23 protein-coding genes are annotated in these 20,840 nt (G+C 74.2%); 17 read left to right on the top strand and 6 right to left on the bottom strand.

The genetic code is table 11. The annotated features are described in order from the left end of the window. The first annotated feature begins 26 nt into the window (after nucleotides 1-26). From IPM45_09090 to IPM45_09070, 5 genes are all read left to right on the top strand, one after another. Entirely contained in the window at nucleotides 27-818 is a 792-nt protein-coding gene (locus IPM45_09090) for a pyrroline-5-carboxylate reductase (protein ID MBK9179708.1), read from the top strand. Further along, nucleotides 815-1,105, top strand: coding sequence for a helix-turn-helix domain-containing protein (locus IPM45_09085; protein MBK9179707.1), 291 nt, complete (start codon nucleotides 815-817; stop codon nucleotides 1,103-1,105). Before IPM45_09090 ends, IPM45_09085 begins: the two co-directional genes overlap by 4 nt. 57 nt (nucleotides 1,106-1,162) lie before the next feature. Continuing rightward, on the top strand, nucleotides 1,163-2,035 hold the full coding sequence (locus IPM45_09080) for an SAM-dependent chlorinase/fluorinase (protein ID MBK9179706.1): 873 nt from the start codon (nucleotides 1,163-1,165) through the stop codon (nucleotides 2,033-2,035). 448 nt (nucleotides 2,036-2,483) lie between these two features. Beyond that, nucleotides 2,484-2,756 carry a type II toxin-antitoxin system prevent-host-death family antitoxin gene (locus IPM45_09075; GenBank protein ID MBK9179705.1) on the top strand — a complete coding sequence of 91 codons (273 nt, stop codon included), beginning with the start codon at nucleotides 2,484-2,486 and terminating at the stop codon, nucleotides 2,754-2,756. Beyond that, nucleotides 2,756-3,148 carry a type II toxin-antitoxin system VapC family toxin gene (locus IPM45_09070; GenBank protein ID MBK9179704.1) on the top strand — a complete coding sequence of 131 codons (393 nt, stop codon included), beginning with the start codon at nucleotides 2,756-2,758 and terminating at the stop codon, nucleotides 3,146-3,148. Before IPM45_09075 ends, IPM45_09070 begins: the two co-directional genes overlap by 1 nt. A 97-nt stretch (nucleotides 3,149-3,245) precedes the next feature. Here IPM45_09070 and IPM45_09065 read toward each other — a convergent pair whose 3' ends face one another. From IPM45_09065 to IPM45_09055, 3 genes are all read right to left on the bottom strand, one after another. Next, entirely contained in the window at nucleotides 3,246-4,064 is an 819-nt protein-coding gene (locus IPM45_09065) for an ABC transporter permease (GenBank protein ID MBK9179703.1), read from the bottom strand. Continuing rightward, nucleotides 4,061-4,996, bottom strand: coding sequence for an ABC transporter ATP-binding protein (locus IPM45_09060; GenBank protein ID MBK9179702.1), 936 nt, complete (start codon nucleotides 4,994-4,996; stop codon nucleotides 4,061-4,063). Before IPM45_09060 ends, IPM45_09065 begins: the two co-directional genes overlap by 4 nt. A gap of 69 nt (nucleotides 4,997-5,065) precedes the next feature. After that, the gene (locus tag IPM45_09055; GenBank protein ID MBK9179701.1) at nucleotides 5,066-5,935 is read right to left on the bottom strand and encodes a hypothetical protein; all 870 of its coding nucleotides are present in this window, start codon (nucleotides 5,933-5,935) and stop codon (nucleotides 5,066-5,068) included. A gap of 152 nt (nucleotides 5,936-6,087) precedes the next feature. Between IPM45_09055 and IPM45_09050 the strand changes: the two genes are divergently transcribed. After that, a complete protein-coding gene (locus IPM45_09050) occupies nucleotides 6,088-7,581 on the top strand; it encodes a long-chain fatty acid--CoA ligase (protein ID MBK9179700.1) in 1,494 nt (497 codons plus the stop codon). On the opposite strand, the gene IPM45_09045 is transcribed toward IPM45_09050, so the two are convergent. Beyond that, nucleotides 7,578-8,351 (bottom strand): hypothetical protein, encoded by a 774-nt coding sequence (locus tag IPM45_09045; GenBank protein ID MBK9179699.1) that lies wholly within the window; start codon nucleotides 8,349-8,351, stop codon nucleotides 7,578-7,580. The two genes, IPM45_09050 and IPM45_09045, sit on opposite strands and share 4 nt — an antisense overlap. A 126-nt stretch (nucleotides 8,352-8,477) precedes the next feature. Between IPM45_09045 and IPM45_09040 the strand changes: the two genes are divergently transcribed. From IPM45_09040 to zwf, 7 genes are all read left to right on the top strand, one after another. Further along, the gene (locus IPM45_09040; protein MBK9179698.1) at nucleotides 8,478-9,161 is read left to right on the top strand and encodes a redox-sensing transcriptional repressor Rex; all 684 of its coding nucleotides are present in this window, start codon (nucleotides 8,478-8,480) and stop codon (nucleotides 9,159-9,161) included. 126 nt (nucleotides 9,162-9,287) lie between these two features. Then, nucleotides 9,288-10,547, top strand: coding sequence for a glutamyl-tRNA reductase (locus tag IPM45_09035; GenBank protein ID MBK9179697.1), 1,260 nt, complete (start codon nucleotides 9,288-9,290; stop codon nucleotides 10,545-10,547). A gap of 7 nt (nucleotides 10,548-10,554) precedes the next feature. Further along, on the top strand, nucleotides 10,555-11,463 hold the full coding sequence (hemC, locus tag IPM45_09030; GenBank protein MBK9179696.1) for a hydroxymethylbilane synthase: 909 nt from the start codon (nucleotides 10,555-10,557) through the stop codon (nucleotides 11,461-11,463). Between the two features lie 32 nt (nucleotides 11,464-11,495). After that, a complete protein-coding gene (locus IPM45_09025) occupies nucleotides 11,496-12,218 on the top strand; it encodes a uroporphyrinogen-III synthase (protein ID MBK9179695.1) in 723 nt (240 codons plus the stop codon). A gap of 31 nt (nucleotides 12,219-12,249) precedes the next feature. Beyond that, on the top strand, nucleotides 12,250-13,206 hold the full coding sequence (gene hemB / locus IPM45_09020; GenBank protein ID MBK9179694.1) for a porphobilinogen synthase: 957 nt from the start codon (nucleotides 12,250-12,252) through the stop codon (nucleotides 13,204-13,206). Between the two features lie 40 nt (nucleotides 13,207-13,246). Beyond that, the gene (hemL, locus tag IPM45_09015; protein ID MBK9179693.1) at nucleotides 13,247-14,548 is read left to right on the top strand and encodes a glutamate-1-semialdehyde 2,1-aminomutase; all 1,302 of its coding nucleotides are present in this window, start codon (nucleotides 13,247-13,249) and stop codon (nucleotides 14,546-14,548) included. A gap of 27 nt (nucleotides 14,549-14,575) precedes the next feature. Next, nucleotides 14,576-16,027 carry a glucose-6-phosphate dehydrogenase gene (gene zwf, locus IPM45_09010; GenBank protein MBK9179692.1) on the top strand — a complete coding sequence of 484 codons (1,452 nt, stop codon included), beginning with the start codon at nucleotides 14,576-14,578 and terminating at the stop codon, nucleotides 16,025-16,027. 15 nt (nucleotides 16,028-16,042) lie between these two features. Here the strand turns inward: zwf and IPM45_09005 are convergent, their stop codons facing one another. Then, entirely contained in the window at nucleotides 16,043-17,311 is a 1,269-nt protein-coding gene (locus IPM45_09005) for a geranylgeranyl reductase family protein (GenBank protein MBK9179691.1), read from the bottom strand. A 71-nt stretch (nucleotides 17,312-17,382) separates the two neighbouring features. After that, nucleotides 17,383-18,081: a cytochrome c gene (locus tag IPM45_09000; protein MBK9179690.1), complete on the bottom strand. Its 699-nt coding sequence runs from the start codon at nucleotides 18,079-18,081 to the stop codon at nucleotides 17,383-17,385. 224 nt (nucleotides 18,082-18,305) lie between these two features. Between IPM45_09000 and IPM45_08995 the strand changes: the two genes are divergently transcribed. Genes IPM45_08995 through IPM45_08980 form a run of 4 tightly spaced genes read left to right on the top strand, consistent with a single transcriptional unit; the run spans nucleotide 18,306 to nucleotide 20,775 of the window. Next, entirely contained in the window at nucleotides 18,306-18,713 is a 408-nt protein-coding gene (locus IPM45_08995; GenBank protein MBK9179689.1) for a hypothetical protein, read from the top strand. Between the two features lie 5 nt (nucleotides 18,714-18,718). Further along, a complete protein-coding gene (locus IPM45_08990) occupies nucleotides 18,719-19,132 on the top strand; it encodes a 4Fe-4S dicluster domain-containing protein (GenBank protein MBK9179688.1) in 414 nt (137 codons plus the stop codon). 23 nt (nucleotides 19,133-19,155) lie between these two features. Next, a complete protein-coding gene (locus IPM45_08985; GenBank protein ID MBK9179687.1) occupies nucleotides 19,156-19,926 on the top strand; it encodes a cytochrome b N-terminal domain-containing protein in 771 nt (256 codons plus the stop codon). A 36-nt stretch (nucleotides 19,927-19,962) separates the two neighbouring features. Beyond that, a complete protein-coding gene (locus IPM45_08980; GenBank protein MBK9179686.1) occupies nucleotides 19,963-20,775 on the top strand; it encodes a menaquinol-cytochrome c reductase cytochrome b subunit in 813 nt (270 codons plus the stop codon). The last annotated feature ends 65 nt before the right edge of the window (nucleotides 20,776-20,840 follow it).

Below are 20,840 nucleotides of genomic sequence, written 5' to 3'. Positions count from 1 at the left end.
GCCCCCGCCCCGGTACCCTCCCGGCCATGACGACCCGGCTCCTGCTCGTCGGCGGTGGACGCATGGGGGAGGCGCTCCTCGGCGGCCTGCTCGCCAGTGGCTGGTCGGCCGGCGAGCTCGCCGTGGCCGACCTCGTGGAGGAGCGCCGCCACCAGCTGGCTGGCCGGTATCCCGGCGTCACGGTCACCGACGCCCCGGTTGCCGCCGAGGCGGCCGTGCTCGCCGTGAAGCCGGGCGACGTCCCCGGTGCCTGCGCCGGCCTCGCCGCGGTGGGCGTGCCGCGCGTGCTGTCGATCGCGGCGGGCGTCACGCTCGCCGCGCTGGAGGCGGCCCTCGGCCCCGGTGTGGCCGTGCTGCGGGCCATGCCCAACACCCCTGCCCTGATCCGCAGCGGGGTGTCGGCGCTCGCCGCGGGCTCGGCCGCCGGCCCCGGCGATCTGGCCTGGGCCGAGGAGATCCTCGACGCGGTCGGCGTGGTCGTGCGGGTGCCCGAGCACCTGCTCGACGCCGTCACCGGGCTCTCGGGATCGGGCCCCGCGTACGTCTTCCTGGTGGCCGAGGCCCTGATCGAGGCCGGGGTGCTGGTCGGCCTGCCCCACGACACCAGCCGCACCCTGGTCGTCCAGACGCTGCTGGGCTCCGCCCGCCTCCTCGCCGAGTCGGGTGAGCCGCTCTCGGTCCTGCGCGCCGGGGTCACGTCGCCGGGCGGCACCACCGCCGCCGGGTTGCGGGCCCTCGAGTCGGGCGGGGTGCGGGCCGCGATCCTCGACGCCGTCGTGGCCGCCACCGAGCGCTCGCGCCAGCTCGGCCAGGGCTGACGGCGCCGCCCACCCCGGCCGTCCCCTCTGGCACCACTTTCCCCACCAGCAACGTTGGCGTACAGTCCCCCCTCGCGGAGGAAGGGGTGGTTCCCTTGGCGTTGTCGCAGCACGCCCGGTTCCTGACCGTGGCCGAGGTCGCCGAGATCATGCGGGTGTCGACCATGACGGTGTACCGGCTCATCAAGGCCGGCGACCTGGCCGCCACGCGGGTCGGCAAGTCGTACCGGATCGAGGAGGACGAGGTGCACCGGTACCTGTCCAGCCGGTACACGGAGGCCGGGTAGCGCCGCCGGCGCCGCGCAGGGTCGCCGGCCGGAGGCGGCCGGTAGCGTGGCCCTCGCATGTCCCACCGCTACGACACCGTCTCGTTCCTGTCCGACTACGGCACGGCCGACGAGTTCGTCGGCGTGGTGAAGGCGGTCCTGCGCGACCTGGCCCGCCACGCGGTGGTGATCGACCTCACCCACGAGATCGCCCCCCACGACGTGCGCGCCGGCTCGCTCGCGCTCGCCCGCTGCGTGCAGTACGTGCCCGCCGGGGTGGTCCTCGCGGTGGTGGATCCGGGCGTGGGCACCGACCGCCGGGCGGTCGCCGTCGAGGTGGGGGACGGGGTGGGCGTGTTCGTCGGCCCCGACAACGGGCTGCTCGCGCCGGCGGTGGCCATGGCCGGTGGGGCGACCCGGGCGGTGGCGCTCACCGACGCCGAGTACCACCTCCCCGCGGTGGGGGCCACCTTCGCCGGTCGGGACGTGTTCGCGCCGGTGGCCGCGCACCTGTGCAACGGCGTCCCCCTCGGGGCGTTCGGGCCCGAGATCGACCCGGCGGGCCTCCTGCCCGGGGTGGTCCCCCTCCTGCGCGCCGAGGGCGGCGAGCTGCACGCCGAGGTGCTCTGGGTCGACCGGTACGGCAACGCACAGCTCAACGTGGGCCCCGAGGACGTGGCCGACCTGGGGGAGCGGATCGCCGTGCGGTCCGGCTCCCAGCTGCGCACCGCCCGGCTGGCGGTCACGTACGGCGAGCTCGAGCCGGGCCAGCTCGGGCTGGTGGTCGACTCGTACGGGTTGCTGTCGCTCGCCTTCGATCGCCAGCCCGCAGCCGGTGAGCTGGGGATCCGGGCCGGCGACGCCGTGCGCCTGTCCGAGCCCGAGGGCCCCGAGCCGGGCGTCACCACCAGGGTCGCCTTCCCCGGGGGCTCCGGCGCGCCTCGCCGCTAGGGTGGCCGGGTGCGGCCCGCCACGACCATCGCCATCGCGGCCCTCCTGCTGCTGATCCTGGGCGCGGCGGTGCTCCAGCTGTTCGTCCTGGCCCGCTGACCGGCCTCGGTGGCGTGGCCCGCCGGTCAGACCCGCACCGTGCAACTGGGGCTGGGCGTACGAGCGGCGCAGCCACGAGTCACCGCGTGAGCACCCGGTAACGCGACCCTGGCATCTCCGACCGGCCCAGCGCGCCCACCGCATATCCGCCCATACCGGGCGCCCCATACCGCTCACGGCGAGACGAGCGGGGAGTGCCCTCTGCCGCCGGATAGGCGCCGCTTTCGGCCGTCATTTCGGTACCGGCTCCCGTCGCGCACCAGCTGCTCGGCATCCGCTGTTCTCGTGGCCGTGCCACCGTGCCCAGCCGCGGTTGCCAGACCGGCTTTCAAGATGCTATCTGTAGCACATGACGAGTGTGGGAGTGCGGGAGCTGCGACAGCGAGCCAGCGAGCTGCTCCGACTGGTGGAGCGCGGCGAGACGATCGAGATCACCGACCGGGGTCGGCCGGTCGCCTTGCTCAGCCCGCTCCCCGAGGGGAGTCCGCTCGAACGCCTGCGCGCGGCGGGCGACGTGGAGGCGGCCACTGGCGATCTCGGCGACCTTCCCCCACCGCTCCCATCGCGCGGAGCCGTGTTGCCATCAGCCGTCCTGGGCCGCCTACGACAAGACGAGCGCTGATGCCAGCGGCGTACCTGGACTCCTCGGCCCTGGTGAAGCTGGCCGTCGAAGAACCCGAGTCTCGAGCACTGCGCCATCACCTGCGCCGGCGGCGGCCGGTGGTGTCGAGCTCGCTGGCCCGTACCGAGGTCCTTCGTGCACTTCTCGACGAGGGGGACGAGGCGCTGGCCCGAGGCCGGGCCCTGCTCGCCCGGGTGGAGCTCGTGCGCGTGAACGACCGGGTGCTCAACGCAGCAGCGGTGCTGTTGCCCTCGGATCTTCGCTCCCTCGATGCCATCCATCTCGCCACCGCCCAGCTGCTCGGTGGGGACCTCAGCCACGTCGTCACCTACGACGAGCGGATGCTCGCCGCTGCCACCCACCTCGGGCTCAGGACCGCCACCCCCACCTGAGACGGCCAGATAGGCGCCGCTATCGGCGGCCTCAGTCGGCCGCGGAGTCACTCGGTATCGACGCCAGCCGGCCCGTCCCCGACCAGTGGCCCGCCGATCAGAGGCTGGCAGCCAGCTGGTCGCGTGAGAAGCGGCGCAGGCCGCCCCTGAGCAGCCAGAGCGCCACCACCCACACCACCGCGCCCACCGCCACGGCCACCGGTACGGCCACCAGGAGGAGCCCGGTGGCCTGGGCCAGCGCCAGGAAGATCAGCGGCAGGATCACCGCGCCGCCCAGCTGGTTGGCCTCCTGGGTGGTGCGGGCGCGGGCCGACACGCGCACCATCACGCCCAGCCCGAGCAGGGCGACCGCTGGTGCGACCCAGAGGATGACCACCAGCCAGAGCATCGTGGGCACGAACACCCGGTGCAGCAGCGGCCAGGCGACCGTGTTCGACACGACGGCGAAGCACGCGAACCCCAGCCACGACACGACCAGGGCCGGGAGGAGGGCGGCGAGCATCTTGGCGACGAACAGGTCGCGGTCGGTGATCGGCAGGTGCAGCAGCCCCTCGAGGGTCCGGCGCTCCTTCTCGCCCGCGAACGCGTCGGCAGCCAGGACGGCCGACACCATGAGCGGGACGATCAGGAACAGCGGGGCCAGCAGGTAGCCGTTGACGAGCACGATGAGCTGCTGGCGTTCGGGCAGCTCGAGGATCGGCCGAGCCAGGTCGCCGGGCATCGAGCCGAGGAGGCGATCGAGGTCGGTGGGCCCCGCGCTCCTCGCTGCCAGCCCGATCACGAGGGGCAGCACCACCAGCAGGAGCACCGGCACCAGGAGCATCGGCAGCACCACGGCCTTGGAACGCTTGACGGCGACCAGGTCCTTCCAGAGGACGAAGCGGATGGCGCCCCAGTCGGGCGCCCGGCCCCTCACGCCGCCCCCTCGCCCACGTCCTCGAGGACCGCGAAGTACACGTCCTCGAGGGTCGGGGGCCGGGGCGTCACGGCGTACACGTGCTCGCCCGCGCCCACCAGGGCGGCGACGAGGGTGGGGAGCACCTCGCGATCCTCCACCCGCACCCGGGCGCCCTCCCCGCTGGGCGCGACCTCGAGCACGCCCCGCACCCGGCGCACGGTGGTCAGCGCCTCGGCGCCGGCCGGCGCCCCCAGGTCGAGCACGGTGTCGAGCCCCTTCCAGTAGCCGGTGGCGATCTCTGCCGGCGTGCCGAACGCGTGCAGCCGCCCGCGGTGCAGCACCGCCATCCGGTTGGCGAGCCGCCCGGCCTCGCCGAGGAAGTGGGTGCACAGCAGGATCGTGCGGCCGTGCTCGGTGGCGAGCGACGCGATCAGATCGACGACGTCGCGTGTGGCGGCCGGGTCGAGGCCCGACGTCGGCTCGTCGAGGAACAGCACCTCGGGCTCGTGGAGCAGCGCCCGGGCCAGCGCGATCCGCTTGCGCTGGCCGGTGGAGAACCCCTGCACCTGCCGGTCGGCCCGATCGGCCATGCCGAAGCGCTCGAGGAGGCCGTCGACCCGGCTCCGGGCGGCGGCGCCCCGCATGCCCCGGATGCCGGCGACCGCGAGCAGGTTCTCGCGGGCGGTCAGGCGATCGTCCAGGCCGGCGTTCTCGGTGAGCACGCCGGTGCGGCGGCGCACGTCGTCGCCCTCGGCGGCCGGATCGAGGCCGAGCACGGTGGCCCGGCCCCTGTCGGGTCGCAGCACCCCGTTCAGCAGCCGCACGGTGGTGGTCTTGCCGGCGCCGTTCGGTCCGAGCAGCGCGAGCACCTCGCCCGCCCGTACATCGAGGCTCAGCCCGTCGACGGCCAGCTGGCCGCGGAACCCGCGGGTCAGCTCCTCCGTCTCGATCACGGCCGGCACGCCACCAGCCTCCCCGACGGGGCCCGCCGCCGCACCGTCACCCTGGTGCCGTCCCGCTCATCCGCGGGGGTCGAGGCGGCGCAGCTGGTCGAGCACCGCCGGCACCACCGAGGGTGCGGCGGGGCCGGCGTCGCCCGTCGAGGGGGGCCCGGCGGTGGCGTCGGTGCCGCCCGGGGCGGTACCGGAGGTGCTGGGCCCGGCGGCGGGGGTCGTGCTCGTGCCGCCTGCCGCGGTCGTCGCGGTGGTGCCGCCCGGGGCCGTGGCGGTGGTGCCGGTGGTGGTGGGTGGGGCCGGGGTCGGCGCGCTGGGCGCCGGGGTCGTCGGCGGGTTGGTGGGCGGCGCGGTGGCCGCCGGGGTCGTGGGTGGCGCCGTGGGGGTGGGGGCGGGGGCGGGTGCGGTGGGCGGTGGCGCCGTGGGTGCGGGTGCGGTAGGCGGCGGCGGGGCCGCCGTGGTGGGGGGCGGGGAGCCCGCCTGCAGGAAGCGGTGGGTCGTGTACAGCAGGTCACCGGCGCGGATCACGCACACGCCGACCTCATCGAAGGCGGGGTCGACCAGGTTCGCGAGGTGGGTCGGGCTGGCCACGAAGGCCTCGAACAGCGCCTGGACGTCGGGGCCCTTGCCCACGTTCTCACCCGCCCGGCGCCAGCCGGGGTCGGCCGCAGCCGCGGCGGCGGCCAGGTTCGGGTCGTGGGAGATGGCCCCGTCGGCCACCATCCTGCGGGTCCAGTCGCACGCCGTCGCCGCCAGGGTGGCGTTCACGCGGAGCGCGCCCGCGCCCCTCGAGGCGCGCAGCTGGTCGATCAGCTCGACGAACCGCTGCTCCTCGGCCGGCGAGTCGGCCGCTGCCGCCCTCGCGCCCAGACCCGCCGAGGCGGCGAGCAGGGCCAGGGTGAGCAGCATCCGGGCCGCGCGTCCGGTGACCGACATCGAACCTCCCCCCAGCAGATCGGCCCCGACCCGACGCGCCTTGAGCCGTGCTCGTCGGTTGCGGGCCCATGGCGCGAGGTAGGGTCTGCCCGAGGGGGCGCAGGCCGACGGCGGGTCGTCTCCGCGCCCTCGACGAGCAAGGAGCGTTCGGGGTGAACCTGGCCACGATCATCGAGCCCCACCCGGGCGAGGCCGTCGCGGTGGTGAGCCGGGGCCACACGATCACCTACGGCGCGCTCCGCGACCAGGTGGCCGGGCTGCGGGGCTCGCTGGTGAGCCTGGGCATCGAACCGGGCGACCGGGTCGGGATGCTCTGCGCCAACAACCCCTACTTCGTGCTCTCGTACCTCGCCATCCTCGGCGCGGGGGCCGTCGCCGTCCCGATCAACCCGCTGAGCCCGGCCGCCGAGATGGCCCAGGAGCTGGCCACGGTGGGTGCCCGCGCCGTCGTGGTGGGCCCCCGGGCCCGGGCCGCCTGGTCGACGGTCGACCGGTCGTCGCTGCCGGTGCTCGAGCACGTCATCGCCAGCCAGGGTCACGGCCTGCGCGACGCGCTCACCTTCGAGGACCTCCTCGCCGGCTCCCCGACGCCGCTGGTGGAGCGCCACGACGACGACGTGGCCGTGCTGATGTTCACCAGCGGCACGGCCGGGTCGCCGCGGGCGGCCATGCTGAGCCACGGCAACCTCCGGGCGAACCTCGAGCAGACCCAGCTGGCCCCGGGCCGGGCGCTCGTCCCCGGAGACGTCGTGCTGGGTGTCCTGCCGCTGTTCCACATCTTCGGGCTGAACGTGGTGCTCGGCCTCACGCTGTTCGTGGGGGCGTCGGTGGTGCTGGTGGAGCGCTTCGACCCCTCGTCGTCGGTCGACACCATCCGCGAGTGGGGGGTCACGGCCGTCTCGGGGGCACCCCCCATGTGGACGGCGTGGGCCGGCCTGCCCGATGTCGACCCCGCGGCCTTCGCCGGCCTGCGGATCGCGGCCTCCGGCGCAGCCAAGCTCCCCGAGGACGTGGCCGAGCGCTTCGAGGCCCGGTTCGGCGTCGCCATCTCGGAGGGCTACGGGCTCACCGAGGCCGCACCCGTCGTCACGTCGGCGGCCGGGCTCACGACCCGGCACGGATCGATCGGCGTGCCCCTGCCCGGCGTCGAGCTGCGGCTGGTCGACGAGCAGGGCGACGACGTCCTCGTCGGCGATGCCGGCGAGATCTGGGTGCGCGGACCCGGCGTGTTCAAGGGGTACTGGAACGATCCCGAGGCCACGCGCGCGGCCCTCACGGCCGACGGCTGGCTCCGCACCGGCGACATCGCCGTGGTCGCCGACGACGGCCGCCTCTTCCTCGTCGACCGGATCAAGGACCTCATCATCGTCTCGGGCTTCAACGTGTTCCCCGCCGAGGTCGAAGAGGTGCTCCTCGAGCATCCCGACGTGCGCGAGGCGGCCGTGGTGGGCGTCGCCCACCCGTACACGGGCGAGGCGGTGAAGGCCTACGTGGTGGTGGAGGGCGGCGCCTCGGTCGAGGAGGACGAGCTCATCGAGTTCTGCGCCGACCGGCTGGCCCGCTACAAGTGCCCGTCGAAGATCATGTTCGTCGACGAGCTGCCCCGCGGCCTCGGGGGCAAGGTGCTGCGCCGGGTCCTGCGCTAGACGGCTGCGGGCTCGCGGGCCGGCCGGGTCGGCGGGACCGTGGCCGTGGGGCCGGTGGCCGGTCGCGCCGCCGAGGTCGCCAGCAGGAAGCCCGCGAACAGGATCGACACGCCGACGACCAGCGTCACCGAGAAGGCGGTCATCTCCCCGAGCCGGGCGTTGAGCGTGCCGCTCAGCGACAAGGTGATCGTGCCGGTGGCGATCAGCACGTTGCCGAGCGCGAGGCGACCGCGGGGCACCGGCGCCCGCCCGGACGGGCCCGGCCGAACCGGGCCGCGCGCCAGCCGCACGGCGCTGGTCAGCGAGCCCACGATCACCACCAGGCCGCCCACGCCCGAGGCCACCGCGGCCAGGATGCGGGGCCCGGCTCCGAACAGGTCGGACGCGTGGGGAAGGCCGTCGACCGGCACCGGACCGACGAAGGGCGCGGCGACCACGACGCCGGTGGCGAAGGCCGCGAACAGGGTGACGGCGACCGCCCAGCGGTCGCCGGTGCGGGGCCCGAACATGAGGTACAGCTGGCCGAGGGCCAGGTAGGGCACGTTCAGCACCGCGCCGAAGAGGAAGAACAGGCGGAAGGTGGGCCCGTCCCACCCCAGCGACGCGCCGGCCCACAGGGCGGCCGAGGCCGCGGCGAACATCGCCAGCGACACGGTCCAGGCGCCCTCGTGGCGTCGCCGACGGGCGAGCCAGCGGTCGAGCAGCGAGCCGGCGAAGGCCAGCGCGACCAGCGTCGCCGCCGCGGCCAGCGCGGACTCGACGGTGAGCACGGCGTCCAAGCGTAGAGGAGCCGGGGACGATCTCGTGAAGCCGGGCACGGGGGCGCCCGAGCGCCCGGCGCCGGGTGGCGGGCCGGTTCGTGAACGCGTGCACGAGCGGGATAGCCTGCGGCCGCCATGGGCGAGCAGACCCGTCGCCGGATCCCGGAGGCCACGGTGGCGCGTCTGCCCGTGTACCTGCGGGCGCTGCTCGAGCTGGCCGAGGCCAAGACGCCGACGATCTCGTCCGAGCGCCTGGCCGAGCTGGCGGGCGTGAACGCCGCGAAGGTCCGAAAGGACCTCTCCCACCTGGGGTCGTACGGCACGCGGGGGGTCGGGTACGACGTCGAGTACCTCCTCTACCAGATCGGCCGCGCCCTGGGCCTGCCCACCGACGCCCCGGTCGTCATCGTCGGTCTCGGCAACCTGGGGCAGGCGCTCGCCAACTACGGGGGGTTCTCCGCCCGTGGCTTCCCGGTGGCAGCCCTGGTCGACGCCGACCCGGCCAAGGTCGGCGGCCGGGTCGGTGACCTGGTGGTGCGCCACATCGACGAGCTCCCCGAGATCGTCGCCGGTGACCGCGCCGCCATCGGGATCATCGCCACCCCCGCCTCGGTGGCCCAGGAGGTGGCCGACCGGCTGGTCGCGGCCGGCGTCACCTCGATCCTGAACTTCGCCCCGTCGGTGATCACCGTCCCGGCCGGCGTGTCGCTGCGGAAGGTCGACCTCTCGGTCGAGCTGCAGATCCTCCGCTTCTACCAGCAGCACCCGGTCGGTGCGGCCACGCAGGGCGGCGCGGGGGAGGCTGCGGCACGGGCCTGAGCCGCACCTCCCGCCGCCCCCGGCCGGGGCGACCCTGGTCGCTCGACTGGCGGTGCGGCGCCGATTCGGAGATGCTGGTCCGGCTCGTGGGGGCGCACGGTCGCCGAACGAGGAGCTCTGACCCGCGTGTCCATCGTCGTCATCGGCTTGAACCACCGCACGGCGCCCCTCGACCTGCTGGAGCGCACGAACGTCGACGACGCGCACCTGCCCAAGGCCCTCCACGACCTCCGCACACGCCCCAACGTGAGCGAGGCGGTGGTGCTCAGCACCTGCAACCGCACCGAGGTCTACGTGGTCGCCGACCGCTTCCACGGTGCCACCCACGACGTGCGCCTCTTCCTCGGCGAGCTGGCCGACCTGGCCCCCGACGGCCTGGGTGACCACCTCTACACCCACTACGACGAGTCGGCGGTGGCCCACCTGTTCTCGGTGGCGTCGGGGCTCGACTCGGCGGTGCTGGGGGAGAGCGAGATCCTCGGCCAGATGAAGGCTGCGTGGGAGCTGGCGCGCGGAGAGGGCGCGAGCCGATCCGGCCTGAACCTGCTGTTCCGCCACGCGGTCGAGGTGGGGAAGCGGGTGCGCACCGAGACCGGGATCGCCCGCAACATCACCTCGATCTCGCAGGCCGCGGTGGCCCTCGCCGCGGAGCGGCTCGGCACCCTCCGGGGGCGGCGGGTCCTCGTGCTCGGCGCCGGCGACATGGGCGAGGGGATGGCCACGGCCCTGGCCGGTGCCGGGGTGGCCGGGGTGGTCGTCGCCAACCGCACCCTGGAGCGGGCCGAGGCGCTGGCCGATCGGGTGGGAGGCGAGGCGGTGGCCCTGGGTGACGTCGGTGACGCCCTGGCCGGCGTCGACGTGCTCCTCACCTCCACCGGCGCCACCTCGATCATGCTCGAGCACGCCGACCTCGCACCCATCCTCGCCCGGCGACCGGACCGGCCGCTGCTGATCGTCGATGTGGCCGTGCCGCGTGACGTCGACCGGGCGGTGGGCGAGCTGCCGGGCGTCACCCTGCTGGACATGGACGACCTGCGCGCCTTCGCCCAGGCGGGGGTGGCCGAGCGGTCGCGCGAGGTCGGCCGGGTGCGGGCGCTGATCGACCTGGAGGTCGAGCGCTACCTCGACACGCGCACCGCCCGCGAGGCGGCACCCCTGGTGGCCGGGCTCCGATCGCACGCCGAGCAGGTCCGCCGGGCCGAGCTCGAGCGGCTGCGCGGCCGCCTCGACGGCCTCGACGAGCGCCAGCGCGAGGCCGTCGAGGCGCTCACCAAGGGCATCCTGGCCAAGCTGCTCCACGGGCCGACGGTCCGCCTCAAGGAGGTGGCCGGCAGCCCGCGCGGCGAGCTCCTCGCCGAGGCGCTGCGCGACCTGTTCGATCTGTGAGGGTGCCGTGAGGCTGCGCGCCGCCACGCGCGGCAGCGCCCTGGCGCGCTGGCAGACCGACCACGTGGCCGCGCTGCTGGCGGCCGCGCACCCTGGCCTCGAGGTGGAGCCGGTGGTGGTGGAGACCACCGGGGACCGCCGCACCGACCAGCCGATCTGGGAGCTCGGCGGGCAGGGCGTGTTCGTCAAGGAGGTGCAGGCCGCCGTCCTCGACGGACGGGCCGACGTGGCCGTGCACTCGGCCAAGGATCTCCCCTCCGGGCCGGCCGCCGGTCTGGTGCTGGGGGCGGTGCCGGAGCGTGGCGACCCGCGGGACGCCCTCGTCGGCTGCACCCTCGGGGCCCTGGCACCGGGCGCCACCGTGGCCACGGGCTCGGTGCGGCGGCGAGCCCAGCTGGCCTCGCTGCGGCCCGACCTCACCTTCGTCGGCCTGCGGGGCAACATCGCGACCCGCCTCGAGAAGGTGCCCGACGGCGGCGCCATCCTGATGGCCGTCGCCGCGCTGGCGCGCCTCGGCCTGGCCGACCGGATCGACGAGGCGCTGGCCGTCGACGTGCTCGTGCCGCAGGTGGCGCAGGGTGCCCTCGCGGTCGAGTGCCGGGCCGACGACGGCTCGGTCCGGGCCCTCCTGGCCCCCATCGAGCACGACGCCTCGCGGCGGGCCGTCGACGCCGAGCGATCCTTCCTCGCCACCCTCGGCGGGGGGTGCGAGGCGCCGGTGGGCGCCCACGCGGTGGTCGACGAGCGCGGGTCCGTGGTCCTCGAGGCGATGGTGGCGGCCCTCGACGGCAGCCGCATCCTCCGGGAGCACGTGCAGGGGGTCGACGCCGTCGCCGTCGGGGTGGAGGCGGGCGAGCGCCTCGGCCTGACGGCGGGCGCCCTGGGCCTGCTCGATGCGGGCCTTCGCGGTCGATGACCGCGCCGCCGCCGCTCGCCGGGCGACGGGTCGTGCTCACGCGCGCCGCCGACCGGATCGAGCCGCTCGCGACGCGCCTCGCCCGGCTCGGGGCCGCGGTGGTCGAGGTGCCCGTGCTCGCGATCGCCGATCCCGTCGACGGCGGCGAGGCCCTGCGGGCCGCGGTGGCGGGTCTCGACGGCTTCGACTGGGTGGTCGTGACGTCGGCCAACGGCGCCCGGCGCCTGCTGGCGGCCGGACCGGTGGCCGGCCGGCGCGCCCGCGTGGCGGCCGTGGGCCCGGCCACCGCGGCCGTGCTGGAGGCGGCCGGTGTCACGGTCGACCTGGTGCCCGACCGGGCCGTGGGCGAGGCGTTGCTGGCGGCGCTGCCGGCCCCGCCCCCGTCGGGGGGTCGGGTGCTGCTGGCGCGGGCTGCGGTCGCCCGCGAGGTGCTGCCCGACGGTTTGCGGGCGGCGGGGTGGGAGGTCGAGGTGGTGGACGCCTACCGCACCGTCGCCGTCGTCCCCACCGCCGAGCAGCTGGCGCGGGCCCGCCGGGCCGACGCCATCGCCTTCACGTCGTCGTCGACGGTCGAGCACTTCCTGGCGGCCGCGGGCCCGGCGGGCGTGCCCCCGACCGTGGTGTGCATCGGGCCGATCACGGCGGCCACGGCCCGCCGGCTCGGCCTGTCGGTGGACGCGGTGGCCGCCGAGCACACGGCCGAGGGCCTGGTGGCGGCCCTGGTCGGGGCGCTCGGCCGGTCCGGGCCCCCGTAGGCTGGCCGGCGTGAGCTTCCCCGAGCGCCGGATGCGCCGGCTTCGGCGAACGCCGGCCCTGCGCCGGCTGGTGGCCGAGACCCGCCTGGGCGTCGACGACCTGGTCGCGCCCCTCTTCGTGCGCGACGGGATCGACCGCCCGGCCCCGATCGCGTCGCTGCCGGGCGTCGTCCAGCACTCGGTGGCCTCGCTCCGGGCCGAGGCGAGGGTGCTCGCCGATCTGGGCGTGCCGGCCCTGATCCTGTTCGGCGTCCCCGCCACCAGGGACGCCGAGGGCTCCCAGGCGTGGCATCCCGACGGCATCGTGCAGGTCGCCCTGAACGAGCTGCGCGACGACCTCGGCGACCGCATGGTGCTGATGGCCGACCTCTGCCTCGACGAGTACACCGACCACGGGCACTGCGGCGTGCTCACCCGCTCGGGCGAGGTCGACAACGACGCCACCGTGGAGCGCTACGCCCGGGTGGCGGTGGCCCAGGCCGAGGCCGGCGCCGACATCGTCGCCCCCTCGGGGATGATGGACGGCCAGGTGCGGGCGATCCGTGCCGCGCTCGACGCGTCGGGCTTCCCCTCGGTCGCCATCTGCGCCTATGCGGCCAAGTACGCCTCGGCGCTCTACGGGCCCTTCCGCGACGCCGTCGACGTCGCCATCGCGGGTGGTGGCGACCGCAAGGGCTACCAGCAGGACTGGCGCAACGCCCGCGAGGCGCTCGAGGAGATCCGCCTCGACGTGGCCGAGGGGGCCGACATCGTGATGGTGAAGCCGGCGGTCACCTACCTCGACGTGCTGGCGCGGGCCCGGTCGGAGGTCGACGTGCCCCTCGCGGCCTACCACGTGTCGGGCGAGTACTCCATGATCAAGGCCGCCGCCGAGCGGGGCTGGATCGACGGCACGGCCGTCGCCATCGAGCAGCTGACCGCCATCAAGCGGGCCGGCGCCGACCTGATCCTGACCTACCTGGCCGCCGAGGTGGCGGCCTTCCTGTGAGGCGAGCGTGACGGCTGCTGCCCTCCCCCCCTGCGATCCCCTGTTCTGCTCGCCGGCGCGTGGCTGCTCCCCCGGTTCGTGCGGCAACGCCGTGCTCTACCAGCGGGCCTGCACCTCGATCCCGGGCGGGGTGAACTCGCCCGTCCGCGCCTTCCGCTCGGTGGGGGGGTCGCCGTACTTCGTCGCTCGGGCCGAGGGTGCCCACGTGTGGGACGTCGAGGGGAAGCGCTACACCGACTTCGTCCAGAGCTACGGGGCGATCATCCTCGGCCACGCCCACCCGAAGGTGGTGGAGGCGATCGCCAGGGCCGCGGCCGACGGCACCTCCTACGGCGCGCCGACGGCTCGCGAGGTGCTGCTGGCCGAGGAGATCTGCCGGCGGGTGCCGTCGGTGGAGCAGGTCCGCCTGGTCAACAGCGGCACCGAGGCCACCATGACGGCGGTCCGCCTGGCTCGGGGCTTCACCGGCCGGCCCCGGGTGCTGAAGTTCGCCGGCAACTACCACGGCCACGGCGACGCGCTGCTCGCGGCCGGGGGCAGCGGGGTCGCCACCCTCGGCCTGTCGGGCTCGGCCGGCGTGCCCCAGCACGCGGTGGCCGACACGATCGTGGCGCCGTACAACGTGGTGCCCGAGGTGGGGTCGGACGTGGCGTGCGTGATCGTCGAGCCCGTGGCCGCCAACATGGGCCTCGTCCCCCCTGCGCCCGGCTTCCTCCAGGGCCTGCGGAAGGCCTGCGACGACGCCGGGGCCCTGCTCGTGTTCGACGAGGTGATCACCGGCTTCCGCCTGGCCAGGGGCGGCGCCCAGGAGCGCTACGGCGTCCGTCCCGACCTGTCGTGCTTCGGCAAGGTGATCGGTGGCGGCCTCCCGATCGGGGCCTTCGGGGGCCGCGCCGATGTGATGGGGGCCCTGGCTCCGCTGGGGCCCGTCTACCAGGCGGGCACCCTCTCGGGGAACCCGCTCGCCACCGCGGCCGGGCTGGCCACCCTCGACCTGCTCGACGAGGGCGCCTACCTGATGCTCGAGGGCCGGGCCGCGCAGCTGGCCGAGTGGCTCCGGGAGGTGATCGCCGAGGCCGGGCTGCCCGTGCAGATCCCGGTCGTGGGCCCGCTGCTGGGCCTGTTCTTCGGCGACGAGGCACCGGTGGACCTCGATGGGGCCCAGCGGACCGACGAGGTGCTCTACGGCCGGTTCTTCCACGCCATGCTCGACCGGGGCGTGGCCTTCGCCCCGGGGCCCTACGAGGTGGCGTTCCCGAGCCTGGCCCACACCAAGGACGAGCTGGAGCGGGTGACCGACCTGGCCTCGGCGGCGGCGCAGGCCGTGGCCGCGTCCGGCTGACGTCGCTGCGGGGGGAGAGGGGGAGAGGTGCCCGACGCACCGACCAGCGACGTCCTGGTGCTGTTCGGCGCCACGGGCGACCTGGCCAGCAAGATGATCTACCCGGGCGTGTACCGCCTGGCCCGGACCGGCCGGTTCGACGGCCCCGTGGTCGGGGTGGCGTCGTCGGAGTGGACGGTGGACGACCTGCGGACCCGCATCCGGGAGTCGGTCCTCGCCCACGACCCCGACTGCGACCGCTCGCTGCTCGACGCCCTGGCGGGCCGCACCGCCTACGTGAGCGGCGACTACCGGGACCCGTCGACGTTCGACCGGCTGAGCGAGGTGCTCCGGGGCCACCAGCGGCCCATCTTCTACCTCGCCATCCCGCCGGCCCTCTTCGACGACGTGGTGCAGGGGCTCGGCCGGGTCGGGCTGAACGCCGGTGGCCGGGTCGTGGTCGAGAAGCCCTTCGGGCGCGACCTGCCCTCGGCCCGGGAGCTGAACCGCTGCCTCCACGAGGTGTTCCCTGAGGACGCGGTGTTCCGCATCGACCACTACCTGGGGAAGGAGGCGGTCGAGAACCTGCTGGTGTTCCGCTTCGCCAACGAGCTGTTCGAGCCGGTGTGGAACCGCCACCACGTCTCGAGCGTGCAGCTCACCATGGCCGAGAGCTTCGGGGTGGAGGGGCGGGCCCGCTTCTACGAGACGGCGGGCGCGCTGCGAGACGTGGTGCAGAACCACCTCCTGCAGCTCGTCGCCCTGTTGGCCGGCGAGGCGCCCATCGGTCCGGGTGCCGACCTCCTCGCCGACGAGAAGGTGCGGATCTTCCGCCAGATGCGCCCGGTGGCCCCCCACGAGGTGGTGCGGGGCCAGTACCGGGGCTATGTCGACGAGCCAGGGGTGACGCCCGGCTCCGACACCGAGACGTTCGTGGCCCTCCGCCTGTGGATCGACTCCAACCGGTGGTCGGGCGTGCCCTTCCTGCTCCGGACGGGCAAGAACCTGGCGGCCACGGCCACCGAGGCCGTGGTCGAGTTCCGGGTGCCGCCGCGGGCCTGGTGGTCGCCGGCCGGCACCACGTCCCTCGCGCCGAACCGGCTGCGGTTCCGGCTGGGCCGCGGCGACGGCGTGACCCTACAGCTCCAGGCCAAGGCGCCGGGCGACCGCATCGTCACCCGCCAGGTCGATCTGGACGTGTCGTTCCAGCGCGTGTTCGGCGACCGCCAGGGCGCGTACCAACGCCTGCTCGACGACGCCATCCACGGCGAGCGCATCCGCTTCGGCCGCCAGGACGCCCTCGAGGAGCAGTGGCGGGTCGTCGAGCCCGTCCTCGAGGACCACGCCCCCGTGGTGCTCTACCGCCGGGGCACGTGGGGGCCCGAGGAGGCGGCGCGGCTCATGCCGGAGGGCACGTCGTGGCTGGAGCCGATCGTCGACCACGGTGAGCCCGCCGCCGGCCGTCCCGGGGAGCGCGGGGCCGAAGCAGCGCCGGGGTGAGCGGCGCGCCCGGGGTCAGGCGGCCGGGTCGGGGACCAGCTTCACCAGGCCGGCCACGGCCCGGTAGGCGGCCTCGGCCGGGCCCAGCTCGTCGTCGCGGAGCAGGTTGGCCATGATCCGCAGCACCCACTCCATGAGGCTCCGGCTCTGCATGCCGACCCGGGTGAGCTCGCGCATGAGGGCAGGCTTGCCGATGATCACCGCGAACAGGCGGGCGACCTTGTAGTACAGGGCGAACCGCCGGTCGAGCTCCTCGGGGTAGCGCTGCAGCGCCATGCCGTCACCGGTCACCAACGCCTCGTGCAGCACGTCGGCGGCCAGCCGGCCGGTCTCGTACGCGTAGTCGATGCCCTCCCCGTTGAAGGGGTTGATCGACCCGGCCGCGTCGCCGACCACGAGGAACGTGGGCCCCGCCTTCGGGCCGACCGAGCCGGCCATGGGCAGGCGTCCCCCGGTGGGCTCGCAGGTCGCCGTCTCGGGAGAGATCCCCCAGTACGCCGGAGCGGTCGCGGCGAACTCGTTCATGAGGTGTGTGGTGTTGACGTTCTTGAAGTCGCGGAACGTCGACAGCAGGCCGACGCCCACGTTCACGGTGCCGTCGCCGACGGGGAAGATCCAGCCGTACCCCGGGAGCGAGCTGCCGCTGCGGTCGCGCAGGTCGAGTGCGCTCTCGATCCACGGGTCGTCGTGGCGGGGGCTCTCGTAGTAGCCGCGGATCGCCATGCCCTGCGGGTACCGGCGATCCCGAGCGGTGCCGAGGGCGCGGCCGAAGCGGGAGTTGGCACCGTCGGCGACCACCACGTAGCGGGCCCGCACCTCCTCGGTGACGGCCGGGCCGCCGTCGGCGGGCTGGCGGCGGAGCACGGCGCCCCGCACGAGCCCCCGCTCGACGATCGGCGCCACCGCCTCGGTGCCGGTCCACAGGGCCGCGCCCGCCTTCACCGTGTTGTCGGCCACCAACTGGTCGAGGTCGCGACGGCGGACGACGTAGCCGTAGGGCGGGAACTCGGGATGGTCGGGCCACCGCAGCTCGAGGGTGATGCCGTGGGCGACCGCCCGCAGCCCGTCGTAGCGGTGGTAGTCGTCGAGCCGGTCGCCCAGGCCCATGTCCTGCAGCTGGCGCACGGCACGGGGCGTGAGGCCGTCGCCGCAGGTCTTCTCGCGGGGGAAGTGCTTCTTCTCGACGACGAGCACGTCGTGGCCGGCCTCGGCCAGCCAGTAGCCGGTGGCCGAGCCGGCCGGTCCTCCACCGACCACCAGCACGTCACGGGGGGACGACGACATCACAGCTCCTCTCGTCCCTCCCGGGTCGACAACCGGCGAAGCGGCCGGTGTGTTCCCGCCGGTGGCTGGGCTCAGCCCCCGGCCGCGACCTCGCCGGTGCACTCGGGCGTCGGCTCGGCACCGGAGAGCGTGATGCGCTCGTAGCAGGTGACGGCCACGATCTCCTCGTCGGTGAGCACGCCCTCGAAGGCGGGCATGCCTCCCCGGGCGACGTGCTGGCCGCCGGGGCGGTCGGCCGCGCCGTAGGGCTCGCCGACCGGGGACGAGCCGGCCTTGATGTAGGTCTCCTGCTCGAGCGCGTCGGGGAAGGTGAGCAGCACCTGCCCGTCGCTGAGCTGGCGGCCGACGCCGCCCTCGGCGTCGCCGGCGCCGTTGCCCAGGTGGCAGGCGACGCAGTTGGCGGTGTAGAGGGTTTCGCCGAGGCCCAGCGGCCCCTGGGCGGCGGGTGGCTCGGAGTCGAGCGTGGCCGCGTACAGGAAGGCCCACACCGGCAGCAGCACCAGCACCGGGATGGCCCAGAAGGGGATCCGCACCCGTCGGTTGGCAGCCTGGACGTAGGGCGGCAGGGGGGTCGGCGCCGCGGGCTCGGCGGGAACGGCCGCAGCGGCGGCGGGAGCCGCCGGCGGTGCGGCCGTGGCGGCGACGGGCGCGGGCGCGGCCGGCGCTGCGGACGCCGGGGCGGGGCTCTCGCCACCCTCGGTCGTCGGGAGGCCCAGGGCCTCCCGACGGTCCCGGGAGCGCCGGAGCAGATGCTCGGGAATCTCGGTCAACGCAGCCTCCGCGGGGGATCCGGTGCGTGTCGGGCCCACCTTAGGCCGCGCCGGACCGACGACGTGAAGTCCGTGCCGGGGCGGTGCGCGGCATCGCTGACGGACTGACAGCAGGATGTGCCACCCCCCGGGTCGCGTGCTAGAAAACGATACGTGGATCAGGGCGCCGCCCCGGTCCGCAGTGGCGAGTTTGTGATTCCGCTCACGAGAGAGGTTCCCGCCACGTGGTTGCCTTCGTGGTCTCCCTTCTGGTCACCGCGCTGATGGCAGGCGGCGTCGTCTGGTATGCGCGGCGTCGCCCACCCGGCGCGCCCCTCACCTGGGGCGAGGCCATGCTCGGCGCGGTGTACGTCTTCGCACTGATGTTCGTGGCGTACGGCGTCGTCCCCAACCAGTGGCTGCTCTGGGCCGACAACGAGCTGAAGTGGCGCGCCGACCGGGTCCTGCTCGACACCTACCCCATCACGGTGTCGTACCTGGTGCTGCGCGACCTGATCGCCGTTGCGATCTACGCCGTCTTCCTCGGCGGCCAGATCGCCTTGTGGGCGGTCTGGCAGGGGAGGGGCAAGCAGAAGCGAGCGGCCGAGCTCCCCACGTCGACCTTCGGCCGGCCGCTGGTGAAGAAGGCCTAGGAACCGTGGCCCGCACCGACGCCAACCCGCCCATGCCCGAGTTCCGCGACGACTACGTGCTGGTCGAGGTCGACGCCGACTACCTGGCCAAGGCGGTCAAGCCGAAGCAGTTCATCCACATCGACCAGTCCGAGTGCATCATGTGCGAGGGTTGCGTCGACATCTGCCCGTGGAAGTGCATCCACATGGTGGCGCCCGACGCCATCGACGAAGCGGTCAACACCGAGCAGCCGGGTGCCGACCCGCGCGACCACGTCGTGTTCCTCATCGACGACGACGTGTGCACGCGCTGCGCCCTGTGCGTCGACCGGTGCCCCACGGGGGTCATCATCCTCGGCAAGGCCGGGGCTGCGGTGGCGACGGGCGATCGCCACCAGCGCACGAACAACCACGGGTACGCCTACGGGATGCGGTTCTAGAGGAGATCTGCGTGGCCAAGACGATGAACGACGGGTCCGGCGGCGTCGGCGCCAAGCTCGGGCAGCTCGCCGAGAAGGTGCAGGGCTCGCAGGCCTGGAACTCGATCTTCCGGCCGGGCTCCATCTTCCGGAAGGGCTACAGCGACAGCCCGCGGAACCGGTCCTACGTGGTCATGAACAGCGTGCTCTACCACCTCCACCCGGTGAAGGTGAAGCGGCACGCGGTGAAGGTGAGCTACACGCTGTGCCTCGGCGGGCTGAGCTTCTTCCTGTTCATCCTGCTCACCGTCACCGGCATCTTCCTGATGTTCTTCTACCGGCCCACCACGACCCAGGCGTGGAACGACATCTACACCCTGCAGACGTCGGTCACCTTCGGGCTGCTGGTGCGGAACATGCACCGATGGGCCGCGCACCTGATGGTGCTCTCGGTGTTCCTCCACATGGCCCGAGTCTTCTACCACGGGGCCTACAAGCCCCCCCGGGAGTTCAACTGGGTGATCGGCGTGATCCTGCTCACGCTCACCCTGCTGCTCTCCTTCACCGGTTACCTGCTCCCCTGGGACCAGCTGGCCCTGTGGGCCGTGGCGGTGGGCACGAACATGATGGGCTACACGCCGGTGTTCGGCGACCAGGTCCGCTTCGTGCTGCTCGGCGGCAAGGAGATCGGGGCCGAGACGCTCCTGCGGTGGTACGTGCTCCACGTGCTCATGCTCCCGTTCGTCATCGTCATCTTCATGGCCATCCACTTCTGGCGGGTCCGCAAGGACGGCGGCATCTCCGGGCCGCTGTAGGCCGTCCCGGCGTGGATCGAGAGGGGTAGAGACCACATGACCGAGATCCCGGAGCACCTCCGGAAGCGCGCGGAGGAGGCGAAGGCGAAGGCTGCGGCCAAGTCGGCCGGCAGCGCCGAGGAGCCGGCCGCCGAGGCGGCTGCCGCCCCCTCGGCCGCCCCCTCGGCCGAGGCGCCGTCGGCCGCGGAGTCGAAGATCCCCGCCCACCTCCTCGAGCGCTCCAAGGCGGCCAAGGCCAAGGCGGGCGGTGGCGGGGGTGGCGAACAGGCTCCCGCAGCCGCCGCCACGCGGGCCCCGGCCGCGACCGCGGGCGGGGTGGCCACGGCCGCCCCCCCGGTCGCCACCGGCCCGGGCGGTCACACCCAGCGGCTGTTGACGGTGGTCAGGGCCGGGTCCATCCAGGACGTCAAGGCCACGCCGGTCGACAAGGTCCACACCTGGCCGCACCTCCTGGTGGTCGAGTTCGTCGCCGCCCTCGGCGTGACCGCCTTCCTGCTCGTGTTCTCCACCTTCGTGAACGCACCCCTGCTCGAGCTGGCCAACGACAACCAGACCCCGAACCCGTCGAAGGCGCCCTGGTACTTCCTCGGCCTGCAGGAGCTGCTCACCATGTTCCACCCGATGGTCGCGGGCGTGACCATCCCCGGCATGGGCCTCTTCGCGCTGATGCTGGCCCCCTACATCGACCGCAACCCCAGCAACAAGCCGGAGGACCGCAAGTTCGCCGTGTCGATCTTCACGGTCTTCCTGATGTTCTGGGCGGTGCTGGTGATCATCGGGTCGTTCTTCCGGGGTCCCGGGTTCAACTTCGTCTTCCCGTGGCGCGACGGGCTGTTCTTCGAGCTGTGAGGCGAGAGAAGACATGAGCACCACCGCCATCCTGGCCATCGTCATCCCCGTCCTCGTGGTGCTGG

Source organism: Acidimicrobiales bacterium, from assembly GCA_016716005.1.
In the GTDB taxonomy this organism is placed as follows: Bacteria; Actinomycetota; Acidimicrobiia; order Acidimicrobiales; family JADJXE01; genus JADJXE01.
The sequence above is the reverse complement of the archived record's forward strand: the minus strand, read 5'-3'. Positions and strand labels throughout refer to the sequence as shown.

Bases quoted from the DNA above. Each gene is read 5' to 3' on its own strand.
- IPM45_08980 (MBK9179686.1), top strand. From the start codon at position 19,963: ATGACCGAGATCCCGGAGCACCTCCGGAAGCGCGCGGAGGAGGCGAAG.
- IPM45_09040 (MBK9179698.1), top strand. From the start codon at position 8,478: ATGGGCGAGCAGACCCGTCGCCGGATCCCGGAGGCCACGGTGGCGCGT.
- IPM45_08985 (MBK9179687.1), top strand. From the start codon at position 19,156: ATGAACGACGGGTCCGGCGGCGTCGGCGCCAAGCTCGGGCAGCTCGCC.
- IPM45_09090 (MBK9179708.1), top strand. From the start codon at position 27: ATGACGACCCGGCTCCTGCTCGTCGGCGGTGGACGCATGGGGGAGGCG.
- IPM45_09055 (MBK9179701.1), bottom strand. From the start codon at position 5,935: ATGTCGGTCACCGGACGCGCGGCCCGGATGCTGCTCACCCTGGCCCTG.
- IPM45_09075 (MBK9179705.1), top strand. From the start codon at position 2,484: ATGACGAGTGTGGGAGTGCGGGAGCTGCGACAGCGAGCCAGCGAGCTG.
- IPM45_09080 (MBK9179706.1), top strand. From the start codon at position 1,163: ATGTCCCACCGCTACGACACCGTCTCGTTCCTGTCCGACTACGGCACG.
- IPM45_09005 (MBK9179691.1), bottom strand. From the start codon at position 17,311: ATGTCGTCGTCCCCCCGTGACGTGCTGGTGGTCGGTGGAGGACCGGCC.
- IPM45_09070 (MBK9179704.1), top strand. From the start codon at position 2,756: ATGCCAGCGGCGTACCTGGACTCCTCGGCCCTGGTGAAGCTGGCCGTC.
- hemB (MBK9179694.1), top strand. From the start codon at position 12,250: ATGCGCCGGCTTCGGCGAACGCCGGCCCTGCGCCGGCTGGTGGCCGAG.